This window comes from Lentzea sp. NPDC042327 (assembly GCF_040647275.1).
Taxonomy (GTDB): Bacteria; Actinomycetota; Actinomycetes; order Mycobacteriales; family Pseudonocardiaceae; genus Lentzea.
The window spans coordinates 655,810-670,314 of record NZ_JBEZBX010000002.1; the positions used below are offsets into that span (position 1 = coordinate 655,810).

General features: G+C 68.9%; 18 protein-coding genes. 14 read left to right on the top strand and 4 right to left on the bottom strand.

From position 1 onward, the window contains the following. Nucleotide 1: 1 nt before the first annotated feature. Both AB0A63_RS07035 and AB0A63_RS07040 read right to left on the bottom strand, forming a co-directional pair. The gene (locus AB0A63_RS07035) at nucleotides 2–835 is read right to left on the bottom strand and encodes an aminoglycoside phosphotransferase family protein (RefSeq protein WP_360386234.1); all 834 of its coding nucleotides are present in this window, start codon (nucleotides 833–835) and stop codon (nucleotides 2–4) included. After that, the gene (locus AB0A63_RS07040; RefSeq protein ID WP_360386237.1) at nucleotides 832–1,170 is read right to left on the bottom strand and encodes a hypothetical protein; all 339 of its coding nucleotides are present in this window, start codon (nucleotides 1,168–1,170) and stop codon (nucleotides 832–834) included. The genes AB0A63_RS07035 and AB0A63_RS07040 overlap by 4 nt, the downstream gene beginning before the upstream one ends. Nucleotides 1,171–1,280: 110 nt before the next feature. On the opposite strand from AB0A63_RS07040, the gene AB0A63_RS07045 reads away from it, so the two are divergent. After that, nucleotides 1,281–2,240: a CoA ester lyase gene (locus tag AB0A63_RS07045; RefSeq protein WP_360386239.1), complete on the top strand. Its 960-nt coding sequence runs from the start codon at nucleotides 1,281–1,283 to the stop codon at nucleotides 2,238–2,240. Nucleotides 2,241–2,386: 146 nt separating this feature from the next. Continuing rightward, complete coding sequence (locus tag AB0A63_RS07050) at nucleotides 2,387–2,563, top strand: hypothetical protein (protein ID WP_360386241.1); 177 nt, start codon at nucleotides 2,387–2,389, stop codon at nucleotides 2,561–2,563. Nucleotides 2,564–2,571: 8 nt separating this feature from the next. Here AB0A63_RS07050 and AB0A63_RS07055 read toward each other — a convergent pair whose 3' ends face one another. Further along, nucleotides 2,572–2,955, bottom strand: a complete 384-nt coding sequence (locus tag AB0A63_RS07055; RefSeq protein ID WP_360386244.1) for a DUF4190 domain-containing protein — start codon at nucleotides 2,953–2,955, stop codon at nucleotides 2,572–2,574. A gap of 201 nt (nucleotides 2,956–3,156) precedes the next feature. Between AB0A63_RS07055 and AB0A63_RS07060 the strand changes: the two genes are divergently transcribed. After that, nucleotides 3,157–4,353, top strand: a complete 1,197-nt coding sequence (locus tag AB0A63_RS07060) for an acyl-CoA dehydrogenase family protein (protein ID WP_360386246.1) — start codon at nucleotides 3,157–3,159, stop codon at nucleotides 4,351–4,353. A gap of 19 nt (nucleotides 4,354–4,372) precedes the next feature. Here the strand turns inward: AB0A63_RS07060 and AB0A63_RS07065 are convergent, their stop codons facing one another. Then, nucleotides 4,373–4,615, bottom strand: coding sequence for a hypothetical protein (locus AB0A63_RS07065; RefSeq protein ID WP_360386248.1), 243 nt, complete (start codon nucleotides 4,613–4,615; stop codon nucleotides 4,373–4,375). 26 nt (nucleotides 4,616–4,641) lie between these two features. On the opposite strand from AB0A63_RS07065, the gene AB0A63_RS07070 reads away from it, so the two are divergent. The 11 genes from AB0A63_RS07070 to AB0A63_RS07120 all read left to right on the top strand — a co-directional run bounded on the left by AB0A63_RS07070 (nucleotide 4,642) and on the right by AB0A63_RS07120 (nucleotide 14,095). After that, complete coding sequence (locus AB0A63_RS07070; protein WP_360386250.1) at nucleotides 4,642–5,271, top strand: hypothetical protein; 630 nt, start codon at nucleotides 4,642–4,644, stop codon at nucleotides 5,269–5,271. A 248-nt stretch (nucleotides 5,272–5,519) separates the two neighbouring features. Further along, complete coding sequence (locus tag AB0A63_RS07075) at nucleotides 5,520–5,987, top strand: hypothetical protein (RefSeq protein ID WP_360386252.1); 468 nt, start codon at nucleotides 5,520–5,522, stop codon at nucleotides 5,985–5,987. Further along, entirely contained in the window at nucleotides 5,984–6,322 is a 339-nt protein-coding gene (locus tag AB0A63_RS07080) for a barstar family protein (protein ID WP_360386255.1), read from the top strand. Before AB0A63_RS07075 ends, AB0A63_RS07080 begins: the two co-directional genes overlap by 4 nt. A gap of 70 nt (nucleotides 6,323–6,392) precedes the next feature. Next, nucleotides 6,393–6,911: a general stress protein gene (locus AB0A63_RS07085; protein WP_360386258.1), complete on the top strand. Its 519-nt coding sequence runs from the start codon at nucleotides 6,393–6,395 to the stop codon at nucleotides 6,909–6,911. 175 nt (nucleotides 6,912–7,086) lie between these two features. Beyond that, nucleotides 7,087–8,340 carry an ABC transporter substrate-binding protein gene (locus AB0A63_RS07090; RefSeq protein ID WP_360386260.1) on the top strand — a complete coding sequence of 418 codons (1,254 nt, stop codon included), beginning with the start codon at nucleotides 7,087–7,089 and terminating at the stop codon, nucleotides 8,338–8,340. Continuing rightward, entirely contained in the window at nucleotides 8,337–9,290 is a 954-nt protein-coding gene (locus AB0A63_RS07095; RefSeq protein ID WP_360386262.1) for a sugar ABC transporter permease, read from the top strand. The genes AB0A63_RS07090 and AB0A63_RS07095 overlap by 4 nt, the downstream gene beginning before the upstream one ends. Then, nucleotides 9,290–10,135 carry a carbohydrate ABC transporter permease gene (locus AB0A63_RS07100; protein ID WP_360386265.1) on the top strand — a complete coding sequence of 282 codons (846 nt, stop codon included), beginning with the start codon at nucleotides 9,290–9,292 and terminating at the stop codon, nucleotides 10,133–10,135. The genes AB0A63_RS07095 and AB0A63_RS07100 overlap by 1 nt, the downstream gene beginning before the upstream one ends. A gap of 8 nt (nucleotides 10,136–10,143) precedes the next feature. Beyond that, on the top strand, nucleotides 10,144–11,328 hold the full coding sequence (gene ugpC / locus AB0A63_RS07105) for a sn-glycerol-3-phosphate ABC transporter ATP-binding protein UgpC (RefSeq protein WP_360386268.1): 1,185 nt from the start codon (nucleotides 10,144–10,146) through the stop codon (nucleotides 11,326–11,328). A 308-nt stretch (nucleotides 11,329–11,636) separates the two neighbouring features. Next, nucleotides 11,637–12,524, top strand: coding sequence for an SDR family oxidoreductase (locus AB0A63_RS07110; RefSeq protein WP_360386271.1), 888 nt, complete (start codon nucleotides 11,637–11,639; stop codon nucleotides 12,522–12,524). 139 nt (nucleotides 12,525–12,663) lie between these two features. Then, a complete protein-coding gene (locus AB0A63_RS07115) occupies nucleotides 12,664–13,656 on the top strand; it encodes a hypothetical protein (protein WP_360386274.1) in 993 nt (330 codons plus the stop codon). Between the two features lie 166 nt (nucleotides 13,657–13,822). Next, entirely contained in the window at nucleotides 13,823–14,095 is a 273-nt protein-coding gene (locus AB0A63_RS07120; protein WP_360386276.1) for a hypothetical protein, read from the top strand. Nucleotides 14,096–14,505 lie beyond the last annotated feature (410 nt).

The window sequence follows — 14,505 nt, forward strand, 5'->3', positions numbered from 1 at the left end:
ATCAGGACCTGACCGCCCACTCGGCGATCTCGGCGCAGATGGCCGCTTGGTCCGGCAGGTCCTCCTCCAGGCACCAGATCCAGTTCGCCACCGCGCGCTGCAACGTCCAGTCGCGGGCCTTCGCCACGTCCAGCTCGCCCGCGTCGCACAGCGCGAGGAACCGGCCGGTCAGCCCCCTGCGCCCGTCCAGCTCGCCGAACCTGTTCCACAGCAACGGGATCATGCAGTACTCGGGGTCACCGGACAGCGGCTTCGGGTCGATCATGAGCCACGGTTCCCGGTCGCCGCGCAGCACGTTCCGGTAGTGCAGGTCCTCGTTGACGAGCGTCGTGCCCATCGGCCGGGTGCCCGCCTCCCTGGCCGCGTCGAGCAGCCTGCGGGGAACGGCCGGGTGCTCCTTCAGCGTGTCCGTGAACCGGCGGAAGTTCGCAGGCGCTTCGAGGTGCCGGTGGCGGCGCAGCAGATCACCGATCACGCCGACGGCGAGGTCGATCGGTTCGTCGTCGAGCGAGTGCTGGTCGAGGCGTTCCAGCAGCAACGCGCCCAGCTCCGCGTCGTGGCCGAGCAAGCGAACCGCGCCGTTGCCGTCGTAGAGCCGCAACGCGATCGGCTCGTGCTCGGTCTCGCGGTCGACCCACGTCAGCTTCAGCACGGCCGGGTGCCCGTCCGGCCGGCGCACCGGGAGCACGACGGCGCAGAACCCGTTCATCAGCGCGCCGTCCGGGGTGAGCCGCCAGCGCGCGCACGCCTTCGTGGCCAGTGAAGGCAGCTTCGCGACCCACTCCGGCGCGCCCTCGCCGAGCTCGAGCCCGAAGCCCTCCGGCACGGTGATCACGCGCCGAACTCCAGCCGGTACACCGCGTCCCACTCGGGTTTCGTGTTGAGCCGCGCGGTCTTCAGCGCCTGGGCCGTCTCGTCGTCCGGTTCCACGAGCCGGGCCGTGGCCTGCGCGTCGACGAGGTGCGAGTGCGTGCTGGGGGAGCGGACGGTGACGGTGACCTCGGCGCCGTCGGCCAGTCCGGGCACCTGCTGTTCCGTGCCGCCGGTGATCACCCACAACGCGTCGTCGCGCCAGTGGGCGTGCACCAGCTTCGGTTCGCGGCCGGGTGAGGTGATCCACACGGCGGCCGCTTTCCGCAGCGCCGCGTCGAGGATGCGCGTGATCTCCACCGGTTCAGACTGCCAGGGGCTGTGAGACGGGACTCAGCGGACATGCGCCCCGCAGCGATGCGTGCCACTGTGGCCCACATAGTTACCGGCCGGTACGAGGAGGTACTCCAGTGGTCGACCAGCAGCGTCCCCGTCGCTCGTGTCTGGCGGTCCCCGGCTCGAGCCAGAAGATGATCGACAAGGCCCGCACGCTGCCGGCGGACCAGGTGTTCCTGGACCTGGAGGACGCCTGCGCGCCCCTGGCCAAGCCGGACGCCCGCAAGACCATCGTCGCGTCCCTCAACGAGGGCGGCTGGGACGGCAAGGCCCGCGTCGTGCGCGTCAACGACTGGACGACGGAGTGGACCTACCGCGACGTCACCGAGGTCGTCGAGGGCGCGGGCGCGAACCTCGACTGCATCATGCTGCCGAAGGTCCAGACGCCGGAGCAGGTCGTGGCACTCGACCTCCTGCTCACCCAGATCGAGAAGACCATGGGCCACGAGGTCGGCAAGATCGGCATCGAGGCGCAGATCGAGAACGCCCTGGGCCTCAACAACGTCAACGCGATCGCCACCGCGTCCCCGCGCGTCGAGACGATCATCTTCGGCCCCGCGGACTTCATGGCGTCGATCAACATGAAGTCGCTGGTCGTCGGCGAGCAGCCGCCCGGCTACGACGTGGGCGACGCCTACCACTACATCCTGATGCGGATCCTGATGGCCGCGCGCGCCCACGACAAGCAGGCCATCGACGGCCCGTACCTGCAGATCCGCGACGTCGAGGGCTACAAGCGCGTCGCCGGCCGGTCCGCGGCACTGGGCTTCGACGGCAAGTGGGTGCTGCACCCCGGCCAGATCGAGGCGGCCAACGAGGTCTTCAGCCCCAAGCAGGACGACTACGACCACGCCGAGAACATCCTCGACGCCTACGAGTACTACACGTCCGAGGCGGGCGGGAAGCGCGGCGCCGTGATGCTCGGCGACGAGATGATCGACGAGGCGTCGCGGAAGATGGCGCTCGTGATCTCCGGCAAGGGACGCGCCGCGGGCATGTCGCGTGCGAACGTGTGGACGCCCCCGGAGGACTGAGTTCCGTCACGGGTTGTGCGCCATTTCACCCCTGATGTCACTGGACGTGGCCGACCGTCACGGGTTGCGTTCAAAACGGGTGAGGTGACGCACAATCCGTGACCGGGGTTTGCGATCTCGCCCCGGTGCGGGTGCATGCTCTGGGCATGTCACGTTCGAGTAACGGCAAGGCGGGCAGGCGCCTGCGGCTCTTCAAGCGCCGCGAGGACGACCTGCTCGAGCGCAGCTTCCGCAGCTGCCCGGGATGCGATGCCGACGTCCACGTGTTCGCCGACGTGTGCCGCCACTGCGGTGGTGCGCTGGAGATCGCCCTCGCGGGCTGAGCTCACCGCTAGTACGTGCTGCCCTGCTTGGCCGCCGCGATGATCGCGATGATGACGATCGCGAAGTACAGCAGGTAACCGGCGATGACCAGGTACCCGACGATGAGGCCCGCGAGCGCCAGGCCGCGGCCGTCCTCCTCGCCCCGCTTGATCCGCCCCATCGCGATGTGGCCGAAGATGACGCCGATGATGGACGTCACGCCGCAGGTCGCGATGCCCACGCAGGACAGCACGAGCGCGAGGATCGCGTTCGTCTGCGGCTTCGGCACGGGCGGCGGGTAGCCGTAGCCGTACATCGGCTGCGCGCCGTACGGGCCGGGTTGCTGGCTGTAGGGCTGGCCGGGCTGCTGGCCGTACGGGTCCTGCTTCGGGTTGTACGGGTCGTAGGTCATCGCTGGTCCCCCTAGGTGTGGTGAGGCGGGATCTTAAGTCCGCACTGTTCATTCGCCGCGCATGGGTGCGCGATCACACCTGTTGGGGAAGCTGTTTCGGTACAGCCGCCATGGCTGTGTTGCGGAGAGCACACCACGGTCGCGAACGAGCGTTAACCGGTCCATACTCGCCGGTAACTCTTGCTTCGGAAGGGAAGTGCGATGGCGCGCCTCGCCCAGACCGCGGGTCTCACGGACATCCAGGAAGAAATCCTCGCGACCGTTCGCACGTTCGTGGACAAGGAGATCATCCCGCACGCGCAGGCGCTGGAGCACGGCGACACCTACCCCGCCGACATCGTCGAGGGCATGAAGGAGATGGGCCTGTTCGGCCTGACGATCCCGGAGGAGTTCGGCGGGCTCGGCGAGTCGCTGCTGACCTACGCGCTCGTCGTCGAGCAGATCGCGCGCGGCTGGATGAGCGTCTCCGGTGTCATCAACACCCACTTCATCGTGGCGCACATGCTCAAGCAGCACGGCACGCAGGAGCAGAAGGAGAAGTACCTGCCGCGGATGGCCGCGGGCGAGGTGCGCGGCTCGTTCTCGATGTCGGAGCCCGAGCTGGGCTCGGACGTGGCCGCGATCCGCACGAAGGCCGTCAAGGGCGCGGACGGCTACACGATCAACGGCCAGAAGATGTGGCTGACCAACGGCGGCACGTCGAACCTGACCGCCGTGCTCGTGAAGACCGACGAGGGCGCGGACAAGCCGCACCAGAACCTCACGACGTTCCTGGTGGAGAAGCCGGAGGGCTACGGGGAGGTCCTGCCCGGCCTCACGATCCCCGGCAAGATCGACAAGATGGGCTACAAGGGCGTCGACACCACCGAGATGGTGTTCGACGGCTTCGAGATCTCCGCCGACCAGGTCCTCGGCGGCGCCACCGGCCAGGGCTTCCGGCACATGATGGACGGCGTCGAGGTGGGCCGCGTGAACGTGGCCGCCCGCGCGTGCGGCATCGCGCTCCGCGCCTTCGAGCTCGCGATCGAGTACTCGCAGCAGCGCAGGACGTTCGGCAAGGCCATCGCCGAGCACCAGGCCATCGCGTTCAAGCTCGCCGAGATGGCCACCAAGGTCGAGGCGGCGCACCTGATGATGGTCAACGCGGCGCGCCTGAAGGACTCCGGTCAGCGCAACGACGTCGAGGCCGGCATGGCCAAGCTCATCGCCTCGGAGTACTGCGCGGAGGTGACGCAGGAGGCGTTCCGCATTCACGGCGGCTACGGCTACTCCAAGGAGTACGAGATCGAGCGCCTGATGCGCGAGGCGCCGTTCCTGCTGATCGGCGAGGGCACCTCGGAGATCCAGAAGACGATCATCTCCCGGGGTCTGCTGCGGGAGTACCAGAGCCGGGGTTAGCCCGTTGGGGGTCGCTCTTTCACGGGAGTGGCCCCTGACGCTCCCCGTCCGGCCCGCACCGGGACTGCGCCAGGTCGCCGCGCTCGTTGGCGTGCAACGGGTTCTCGCCACCGCACCCCGTCGTGCCGTCGAACACCTCGGCGGTGGCCGGATCCTGTTGCAGCTCACCGAACACCTCGACGAGGTGCCGCCGGAGCTGACGACGTTCCTCCGCCCGTGCCGCACTGAAACCCGGTTGCCCGCAGGTCCACACTCGAACCACACGTTCGACGATGCTCTGGTGACCTCATGACGCACCCCCTGGCCGGCCCGACCCGCCGCCTCGCCCTGCCCGCCTCCGCCCAGCGCGCTCATCTGGAGTCGATCGGCACCGCTCCGTCCACCGACGAGCTCGCCCTGGAGTTCGACGACGTCCGCCGGCACCCGGTCCCGCCGGCCGCCGGCCCGTTCGTCGACCGCATCGACACCCTGCTGGAGACGATGAGCGGCCCCGGCCCGGTGTGGCACGTCACCTCACTGGCCACTGCCGCGCAGTGGGCCGAGCTCCGCCTGCTCGCCGCCGAGCTCCTGCGCCACCTCCCGGCCCACCCGCGCCCACTGGCCCCGTCCGAACGCGAACTGCTGGCTCTCCTGCTCACCGACTTCCCCGGCCTGCACGCCCAGCTCGACCACGTCCAGGTGCGCGCACCGTGGTACGACGGATCGGCCAGCCTCGACCTCGACACCTCCGGCCCCGCTGCTGACGTGCCCGACGGCGTGCTGCCGGTCAGCGCCGAGGTGCACTCGAACGGCGAGCACATCGGCGAACTGCTGCTGTGGGTCGCCAACGGCCGGTTGTCCGCCATCGAGTACGCCTGGGTCACCGACGAACCCCCGCACACCCTGCCTCCCGCGGCCGCGGTGACCACCCGGCGCTGACCGCTCGCTGCTCGGCTTCGACCGGCCGCGCACGCTGGCGATCACCCACGTCGTCGACGGCGACCTCGGCAAGGCCGCCGCGGTGATCGAGGAGGAGCGGGAGCGGGTGGGGGCGGGCAAGGACGCCTACGCGCGCGCCTACCGTGCGTTCGCGCACCGGTTCGGGCTGGTCTTCGCCTAAGTTCGAGGGCGGCAAGTGGCCCACGGATCGTGTGGGCAGTCGTCGGATCATCACCGGAGAAGCTTCTATGTTTGTCGGACGGCTCGATGAGTTGCTGGGCAGTGTGATCGCCAAGGTCAGACGCGTCAACTACGTGCGTCCCGGCGGCCACCGCGAGGCCGAGGAGGGACCGATCGAGCTCACCCTGGAGAACGGTGCGGTCCTCCTCTTCGAGTCGGGCTCCGATGGTGAGTCGCTCCGCCTGTCCACCGGTGAATGGGCTGACCCGTTCGCTGGTCCGCTGTCCCCCGAGAACCAGGACTTCGTGGCCCGCTCGGGGAAGTGGACCGCCTTCGACGTGTCGTCCGAGGGGGACTACCGAGAACTCGTAGGACGTCGGGTCGAGGACATCTCGCTGGTGGTCGAGAGCGGTAAGACGACCGGTGTGGAGCTCTCGGTCGGATCGGTGTTCGTGCGGGCGGTGGTCGTCGCTGACGAGCTCACGGTCGTCCTCGGCGAGGTAGCAGGGCGTCCTTCGAAGCAGGAGGAGTCGTGAAGGTGGTCGTCGACGGAAAGTCGATCACGGGGGAGCGGGCGTTTCACGATGCGCTTGCCGGCCCGCTCGACTTCGGGCCGTACTACGGCAACAACCTGTCCGCGCTCTGGGACCGCCTGAGCACCGACGTCGAACGTCCGGTGGAGCTGGTGTGGGTGGACTCCGAGGTCAGCAGGGAACTGCTCGGCGACGAGCTGTACGAGGAGATCGTCAAGATCCTCTCCGCCGTGGCGGAGAGATGCGCCACGTCCCGCCGAGCACAGGTTCGTCGTCCGGTTCGAGTAGCGCGCTGTGGGCGTTGCGGTCAGTGGAGCAATCCGGCAAAACACCCGTAGGCGTCTCAGCACGGCGCACCGGGCACTGGCAGGATGGGACGATCAGCGCGTCCGACAGAGGTGGTCCCCTGTGACGAGTCCGTTCGCCAACCCGAACCGACCCGGTGTCCCGCCACGCCTGCCCACGCCGCCGACGGGGTGGCCGGTCGGGTCGTACGCCACCTACGAGGAGGCGCAGCGGGCGGTCGACTTCCTGGCGCTCGAGGACTTCCCGGTGCAGGACGTGACGATCGTCGGCGTGGACCTGATGCTGGTCGAGCGGGTCACCGGGAAGCTCACCTGGGGGCGCGTCCTCATGACCGGTGCCGCCAGCGGTGCGTGGTTCGGTCTGTTCGTCGGCCTGCTGCTGACCCTCTTCAGCCCGGAACCGGGGGTGACGGTCGGGCCGGTGCTCACGGGTCTGATCACCGGTGTGTTCTTCGGGCTCGTGTTCGCCGCGGTCGGCTACGGGTCGGCGCGGGGCAAGCGGGACTTCCAGTCGGCGAGCCAGCTGGTGGCAGGGCGGTACGACGTGCTGTGCCACCCGAAATCGGCGGAGAAGGGCCGTGACCTGCTGGCCAGGCTGGCCATGCGCCCTTCAAACCCCTAGCTGTTGAGACATGAAGAACAGCTATTGGTTCTGAATCGTTGCCTCTCTTGGTTGCGGCTCCTGATCACCAGGCCTAGGTTCGGTGCACCGGTCCGCCGGGTGCGGCCGGTGGCACGACGAGGTGCCGGGCATTGCGGTCTGGCTCCTCCGTGCAGTCGGGAAGGAGGCAGGGCCGATGGGTGCGAACCGACGCCATCGACTCGCCGCCGGTGTGGGGGTCGCGTTGCTCGCGGCATCAACCGTCACGGCGTGCGGGTCGAGCGACGACGGCATCACCGTCAACGTCTACAAATACCCCCAGGAGAACTTCCAGGCGATCGTCGACAACTGCAACGCCAAGGCCGCGGGGCGCTACAAGATCGTCTACAACAAGCTGCCGCGGGAAGCGGACGGTCAGCGCGAGCAGATGGTGCGCAGACTCGCCGCCGAGGACGACAGCATGGACGTCCTCGGTCTTGACGTCACGTGGACGGCCGAGCTCGCGGAGGCGGGCTGGCTCAAGGAGTTCACCGGGTCCGTCAAGTCGCAGGTGGAGAGCGGCACGCTGAGGACGCCGCTGGAGACCGCCACCTACGAGGGCAAGCTCTACGCGGCCCCGGACAACACGAACGTCCAGCTCCTCTGGTACCGCTCGGACCTCGTGCCGAAGGCGCCGACGACGTGGGACGAGATGATCACGATGGCCGAGGACCTGGTCGCACAGGGCAAACCCGGCCGGATCGTGGGGCAGGGCAAGCAGTACGAGGGGCTCGTCGTGCTGTACAACACCCTGGTCAACTCCAACGGTGGCAAGATCATCGACGAGAGCGGCACCAAGGCCGTGGTCGACGACAAGGCCGTGGAAGCGTTGGCGGCGCTGAAGAAGCTCGCCACGTCCAAGGCGATCGACCCGTCGTTCTCCAACGCCGCGGAGGACAACGCGCGCCTGGCCATGGAGAACGGCAACGCCGCGTTCCAGCTCAACTGGCCCTACGTCTACGCGGCGGCGCAGAAGAAGCCGGACTTCGCGAAGAACTTCAAGTGGGCGCCGTACCCCGCGTTCGGCGGTGACAAGTCGAAGGTCACCGTCGGTGGCATCAACTTCGCCGTCAGCGCGTACACCAGGCACCCGGACGAGTCGTTCGACGCGGTGCTGTGCCTGCGCAGCGCGGAGAACCAGAAGCTCGCCGCGCTCAAGGACGGTGTGCCGCCGACCATCGAGGCCGTCTACGACGAGCCCGAGATGGCCGAGGCGTACCCGATGCGCGACACCATCAAGGAGACGCTGAAGAACGCGAGTGTGCGGCCGCGCACGCCCGCGTACCAGAACGCGTCGACCGTGATCGCCACGGTCCTGTCGCCGCCGGCGAGCATCGACCCCAAGGCGACCGGTGACCGGCTGCGCCAGGAACTCCAGGACGCACTCGACTCCAAGGGGGTGCTGCCGTGAGCCACGCGACTGCGGAGAAGACCGGGGCAGCGACAGCGGAGCCCGTCGCTCCCAAGAAGAAGGTGGCGCTCAGCGAGGGCAAGAAGGCCGAGCGCAGGCTCGGCTGGCTGCTCTGCGCGCCGGCCGCGCTCACCATGGTCGCGGTGACCGGCTGGCCGATCCTCTACTCGCTGCTGCTGTCGATGCAGAAGTTCGACCTGAAGTTCCCCGACCGCACCGAATGGGTGTGGTTCGACAACTACGTCGCCGTGCTCAGCAGCCCGTACTGGTGGAACGCGGTGTGGGTGACGGTCGTGCTGACCGTCGTCACGGTCGCGATCGAGCTGGTGCTGGGCATGTCGCTCGCCCTGATCATGCACCGCGCGCTGGTCGGCCGGGGCATCGTCCGCACGACGACGCTGATCCCGTACGGCATCGTCACGGTCGTGGCCGCGTTCTCCTGGCGCTTCGCCTGGACGCCCGGCACCGGCTACCTCGCGGAGGCCCTCGGCGGTGAGCCGGTGCTGACCGAGAAGATCCCCGCGCTCATGGTCGTGGGCCTCGCGGAGATCTGGAAGACCACGCCGTTCATGGCCCTGCTGCTGATGGCCGGTCTGGCACTGGTGCCGGACGACCTGCTCAAGGCCGCCGCGATGGACGGCGCGAGCGGGTGGCAGCGGTTCATCAAGATCACCGTGCCGATCATGAAGCCGGCGATCCTGGTGGCACTGCTGTTCCGCACGCTCGACGCGTTCCGCATCTTCGACAACCTCTTCGTGCTCACCGCGGGCTCGCAGGGCACGTCGTCGGTGTCGATGCTGACCTACAACAACCTGATCAAGGGCTTGAACCTCGGCATCGGATCGACCATGTCCGTGCTGATCTTCATCATGGTCGCGATCATCGCGTTCGTGTTCATCAAGCTCTTCGGCACCGCTGCCCCCGGCAGTGACGACGGGGGGAAGCGCTGATGGCTGGAATCGGAGGAGCGGAGACCACCGGCAAGAAGGTCGGCTGGGGCCTGCTCAACGCCGTCGTGGTGATCTACGCGCTGTTGCCGGTGCTGTGGATCGTGTCGTTGTCGTTCAAGTCGTCGGCGACGCTGGCGGACGGCAACTTCATCCCGCGCGAGTGGAGTCTGGAGAACTACCGCAACATCTTCTCGACGTCCGAGTTCACGCGGGCGCTGATCAACTCCATCGGCATCGCGCTCATCGCGACCGCGATCGCCGTGGTGTTCGGCACCATGGCCGCCTACGCCATCGCCCGGCTCGACTTCCCCGGGAAGAACCTGCTGGTCGGCGTCTCGCTGCTGATCGCGATGTTCCCGCAGGTCTCGCTCGTGTCGCCGTTGTTCGAGATCGAGCGCTCGCTCGGCCTCTTCGACACGTGGCCCGGCCTGATCCTGCCGTACATCACGTTCGCGCTGCCGCTCGCGATCTACACCCTGTCGGCGTTCTTCCGCGAGATCCCCTGGGAGCTCGAGAAGGCGGCCAAGATGGACGGTGCGACGCCGGGGCAGGCGTTCCGTCGCGTCATCGCGCCGCTGGCCGCGCCGGGCGTGTTCACGACGGCGATCCTGGTGTTCATCTTCTGCTGGAACGACTTCCTCTTCGCGATCTCGCTCACCTCGACCGAGCAGTCGCGGACCGTGCCGGTGGCGCTGTCGTTCTTCACCGGCAGCTCGCAGTTCGAGGACCCGGCCGGGTCGATCGCGGCGGCCGCCGTCGTGATCACCATCCCGATCATCCTCTTCGTGTTGTTCTTCCAGCGCCGGATCGTCGCCGGCCTGACCTCCGGCGCCGTCAAGGGGTGAGTTGACCAATGGCAGAGATCGTTCTGGACAAGGTGACGAAGAGGTACCCCGACGGCGCGCTGGCCGTCCAGGAGGTCAACCTCGAGATCGCCGACGGCGAGTTCATCATCCTGGTCGGACCGTCCGGCTGCGGGAAGTCCACCACGCTCAACATGATCGCGGGCCTGGAGGACATCACCGACGGCGAGCTGCGCATCGGCGGGCAGCGCGTCAACGAGAAGGCGCCCAAGGACCGCGACATCGCGATGGTGTTCCAGTCCTACGCGCTGTACCCGCACATGACGGTGAAGGAGAACATGGCCTTCCCGTTGCGGCTGGCCAAGGTCGACAACGCCACGGTCGAGAAGAAGGTCAAGGAGGCCGCGGAGATCCTCGACCTGTCGCAGCACCTCGACCGCAAGCCGTCCAACCTGTCCGGTGGCCAGCGGCAGCGCGTGGCCATGGGCCGCGCGATCGTGCGCAGCCCCAAGGCGTTCCTCATGGACGAGCCGCTGTCCAACCTGGACGCCAAGCTGCGCGTGCAGATGCGCACCTCGGTGTCGCGCCTGCAGAAGCAGCTCGGCACGACCACGGTGTACGTGACGCACGACCAGACCGAGGCCATGACCCTCGGCGACCGGGTCGTCGTCATGCGCGGCGGGATCGTGCAGCAGATCGGCGCGCCGCAGTTCCTCTACGACAACCCGGCCAACCTCTTCGTCGCGGGCTTCATCGGCTCGCCGTCGATGAACTTCGTGCCGGCGTCGCTGGAGAACGGCGGCCTGCGCTCGGCGCTCGGCGACGTGACGCTGACCGACCGGGTGCGGCAGCTGCTGGAGGGTGCCGACGCGCCCCGCGAGGTGATCATGGGCATCCGCCCGGAGCACTTCGAGGACGCGGCGCTGGTGGACGGCGCGGTGCTGTCCTCCGGTGGCAAGTTCACGTCCAACGTGGACGTGCTGGAGTCGATGGGCTCGGACAAGTACGCCTACTTCAACCTCAAGGGCGAGCAGGTCACCTCGGCCGACCTGCAGGACCTCGCGGCGGACATGGGCGCGGACGACGTGCCGGGTGACGGCATCTCGCTCGTCACGCGGCTGTCGTCGGCGTCGGGTGCCACCGCGGGCTCCCCCGCGGAGATCTGGTTCGACGCCGACAAGATCCAGCTCTTCGACCCGTCCAGCGGCAAGAACCTGACCTACACGGACCGGTGAACTGTCGAATTCAGGGCCGCCTCCCCCAGCCGGAGGCGGCCCTTTTCGATGCTTTCGGGGACCATTTGGGTGTTTTCCTCGCAATTTGTCACTCGAACAGGTGAGGGCAAAAGCCCGGGGTACCACCGGGCCGATCAGTCGGGGTCATCTGCCGGGGTGAACTCGCTACGCCATTGGGCGCTCGGCAGCGTCACCTCAACGAAACGTGGTGAGCACCGCTTCGGTTGGTCCGCACGCTTGTCGAAGGCGGGTACAGGGCCACAGGGGGGTCAGGGGAACCACCGCCGAGAACCGAAAGAGAGCGTGCAATGGGGATCCTGGACGGAAAAGCCGTCGTCATCACAGGGGCGGGCCGAGGACTCGGCGAGGCCTACGCGATGCACGCGGCGCTGGCGGGCGCCTCGGTGGTGGTCAACGACAACGACGGTGACCTGGCCGAGAACGTGGCGGAGCACATCCGCGGCTACGGCGGCCGCGCGGTCGCCTCCAACCACACGGTGGCGGACCCGAGCGAGGCCGCGAAGATCGTGGACCTGTGCGTCGACGAGTTCGGCCGCATCGACGGCCTGGTCAACAACGCGGGCCTGAACTACGAGACGCTGCCGTGGGAGGACGACCCGGAGACCATCCGGGAGGTCGTCGAGGTGAACGTGCTCGGCGTCATCTACGTCGGAATCGCCGCCATGCGCGCAATGCGCGGGTCCGGCGGCGGCTCGATCATCAACATTTCCTCCGGCGCCTCCTTCGGCCAGCGCAAACTCGGCACCTATTCCGCGACCAAGGGCGCGGTCGCGTCGCTGAGCTACTCGTGGGCGCTCGACCTGGAGTCCGAGGGCATCCGCGTGAACGCCGTCTGTCCCGTCGCCCACACGCGAATGGTGTGGAAGTCCGAACGTTCCCTGCGCGCCATTCCGGCCGACCGCACACCGGGCAAGGTGGCGCCGCTGGTGCTGTTCCTGCTGTCGGACCGCTCCGAGGGCATCACCGGGCAGGTCGTGCGGTGCAACGGCAGGCAGCTGCACATCGTGGGGCAGCCGTACTTCAAGCAACCGATCCTGGAGAGCGACAACTGGGACACCGCCTCCGTGGAGCGGGCGTTCACGGGCGTGCTGCAGGCCCACCTCGAACCGTACGGGCTGGAGAAGAGGATGCCTCCCCGGCTCCGCGCACTGGTGGAGCCGTCGCAGACCGCCTGAGCCCGCGGCGGCCGCGCGGACCTGCCGTCACGGTCCGCTTCCAGGGCATGTGATCACCGATTGAGGCGCTCGGGTGACGTTTCCGCACGTCACACGGATGGCTGCGGAAATTGTCAGTGGTGCCTGTCACCATCGGTCCATGGCCGATCGCAAACCCAGAGTCACCGACTGGCGACTCGTCGTGCAGTCCCGGTTGGACCGGGTCCGCGCGGATCTGGCTGCGCTCGGCCCGTCCGACCCGGTCGACCCGGAGGGCGACGTCTGGCGCCGCACGGCCGAGGAGCAGGCCGCCGTGGTGGAGGCGATGCTGACCGACCGCGAGCCGTGGTGGCGCATGGTGCCGTCGTGGTGGTCGGGCTGGTACATCGAGCGGGCCTGGCGCGCGCTGCACGAGGCCGAGGTGGCGACGATCTCGGCGGAGCGCGGTTTCCTCGGCCGGCTGCCGGGCCTGCAGGCGCGCGTGGCGCAGTACCTGGACGACGACGACCCCCGCCGCCGCGCCCTGGAGTCGTTGCGGCCGGGGGAGTTCACGCCCGCGGTGGAACGCGCGATCGTGGTCGACGCCCTGCGGGCGGCGTACGACAACTCGGACTTCGCCCACGCGGGCTCGCGGGCGTTGCGCAACAAGCTGATCGCGGCATCACTGGTGCTGTTCGTCATCAACACCGTGCTCGGCGTGGTGAGCATCGTGAAGCCGGGCATCATCCCGCTGTGCGTGGACCCGAAGGAGAACGCGCTGCCGACGGTCTGCCCCGGCGGCACCGCCAAGGCGTCCGGAGTGGACGTCTGGCTCGTGCAGGTGCTCGGCGCGTTCGGCGCGGTGCTGGCCGCCGTGGTCCTGCTCTTGCGCCGCCGGCCATCGCTCTCGCCGTACGTGATGATCGGCTACCAGGCGCTGATCAAGATCATGCTCGGCGCGGCACTGGCGGTGGTCGGCATCCTGGCACTGGGAGCGGGCGTGACGAGCGGCCTGATCGGCATCCCCTCGGCCGCGGCACTGCTGCTGTGGGCGGTCATCTTCGGCTACGCGCAGCAGATCGGCACGCGGCTGCTGGACAAGTACACCGACGAGGTGCTGGACCAGGCCCGCCCCCTGCCGGACGCGGACAGCCCCCGCGTCGCACCGCGCTGACCGGCAGGACGGACGCGCCGACCGGTCGGCGGCTGCCCGGTGCGGGGCGGGTGGTCCTGCGTGCCCATGACAGCGGCGGGCCGTTCGTTCGCCGTGCCGCGCCGAGTGGTCGGCCGAACGGTCGCGGGCCGACCAGCCGCGCTGGTTGCCGGTTACCGTCGCGGTCATGAACGCGTCAGAGCGGGTGGCCGCGCGGGTGCGAGCCGACTTCCGCCCCGAGGAAGCGGGCGAAGCCCTGCGGGAGCTGGCCGGCACCGAAACCGGCAACCAGGACGTCGAACGGGTGCACGCCGCCGTGGTGCTGGCGGCAGGAGGGAGTCTTGGGCAGCTGAGGAAGCTCGTGGAGCTGAGCCACGTCGACTGGCGGGACGTGCTGATGGCGGGCGGCCTCGCCGACGGCACCTGGCCGGAGGTGGTGGAGCGGGAGTTCGGCGGCTGACGGCGGGCGGGTGACGGCGGGCGGCTGGCAGCGGGCGGCTGGCAGCGGGCGGCTGGCAGCGAGCGGCTGGCAGGGGCGGCTGGCAGAGGGCGGGTGACGGCGGGCGTCGGTCCGCGATCCGCCTCAGCCGCGACCCGCTGGTCGCGATCAGCGTCGGCCCGTGAGCCGTGGTCGGCGCACGGCCTGCCCGCGTCCCGCCTACCCGCGTCCCGCCGGTCCGCGACGGGCGCCGGTCTGCGGTTGGCGCCGGTCTGCGGTCGGCGTGGGCCGCGATCTGCCTCATCCGCGACCCGCTCATCCGCGACCCGCTTGGCCGCGACCCGCTTGGCCGCGACCCGCTTGGCCGCGACCCGCTTGGCCGCGACCCGCTTGGCCGCGACCCGCTTGGCCGCGACCCGCTTGGCCGCGAC

Excerpts from the sequence above, each read along its gene's own strand:
- AB0A63_RS07110 (WP_360386271.1), top strand. The coding sequence starts at position 11,637 with ATGGGGATCCTGGACGGAAAAGCCGTCGTCATCACAGGGGCGGGCCGA.
- AB0A63_RS07055 (WP_360386244.1), bottom strand. The coding sequence starts at position 2,955 with ATGACCTACGACCCGTACAACCCGAAGCAGGACCCGTACGGCCAGCAG.
- AB0A63_RS07090 (WP_360386260.1), top strand. The coding sequence starts at position 7,087 with ATGGGTGCGAACCGACGCCATCGACTCGCCGCCGGTGTGGGGGTCGCG.
- AB0A63_RS07070 (WP_360386250.1), top strand. The coding sequence starts at position 4,642 with ATGACGCACCCCCTGGCCGGCCCGACCCGCCGCCTCGCCCTGCCCGCC.
- AB0A63_RS07075 (WP_360386252.1), top strand. The coding sequence starts at position 5,520 with ATGTTTGTCGGACGGCTCGATGAGTTGCTGGGCAGTGTGATCGCCAAG.
- AB0A63_RS07060 (WP_360386246.1), top strand. The coding sequence starts at position 3,157 with ATGGCGCGCCTCGCCCAGACCGCGGGTCTCACGGACATCCAGGAAGAA.
- ugpC (WP_360386268.1), top strand. The coding sequence starts at position 10,144 with ATGGCAGAGATCGTTCTGGACAAGGTGACGAAGAGGTACCCCGACGGC.
- AB0A63_RS07115 (WP_360386274.1), top strand. The coding sequence starts at position 12,664 with ATGGCCGATCGCAAACCCAGAGTCACCGACTGGCGACTCGTCGTGCAG.
- AB0A63_RS07120 (WP_360386276.1), top strand. The coding sequence starts at position 13,823 with ATGAACGCGTCAGAGCGGGTGGCCGCGCGGGTGCGAGCCGACTTCCGC.
- AB0A63_RS07100 (WP_360386265.1), top strand. The coding sequence starts at position 9,290 with ATGGCTGGAATCGGAGGAGCGGAGACCACCGGCAAGAAGGTCGGCTGG.
- AB0A63_RS07050 (WP_360386241.1), top strand. The coding sequence starts at position 2,387 with ATGTCACGTTCGAGTAACGGCAAGGCGGGCAGGCGCCTGCGGCTCTTC.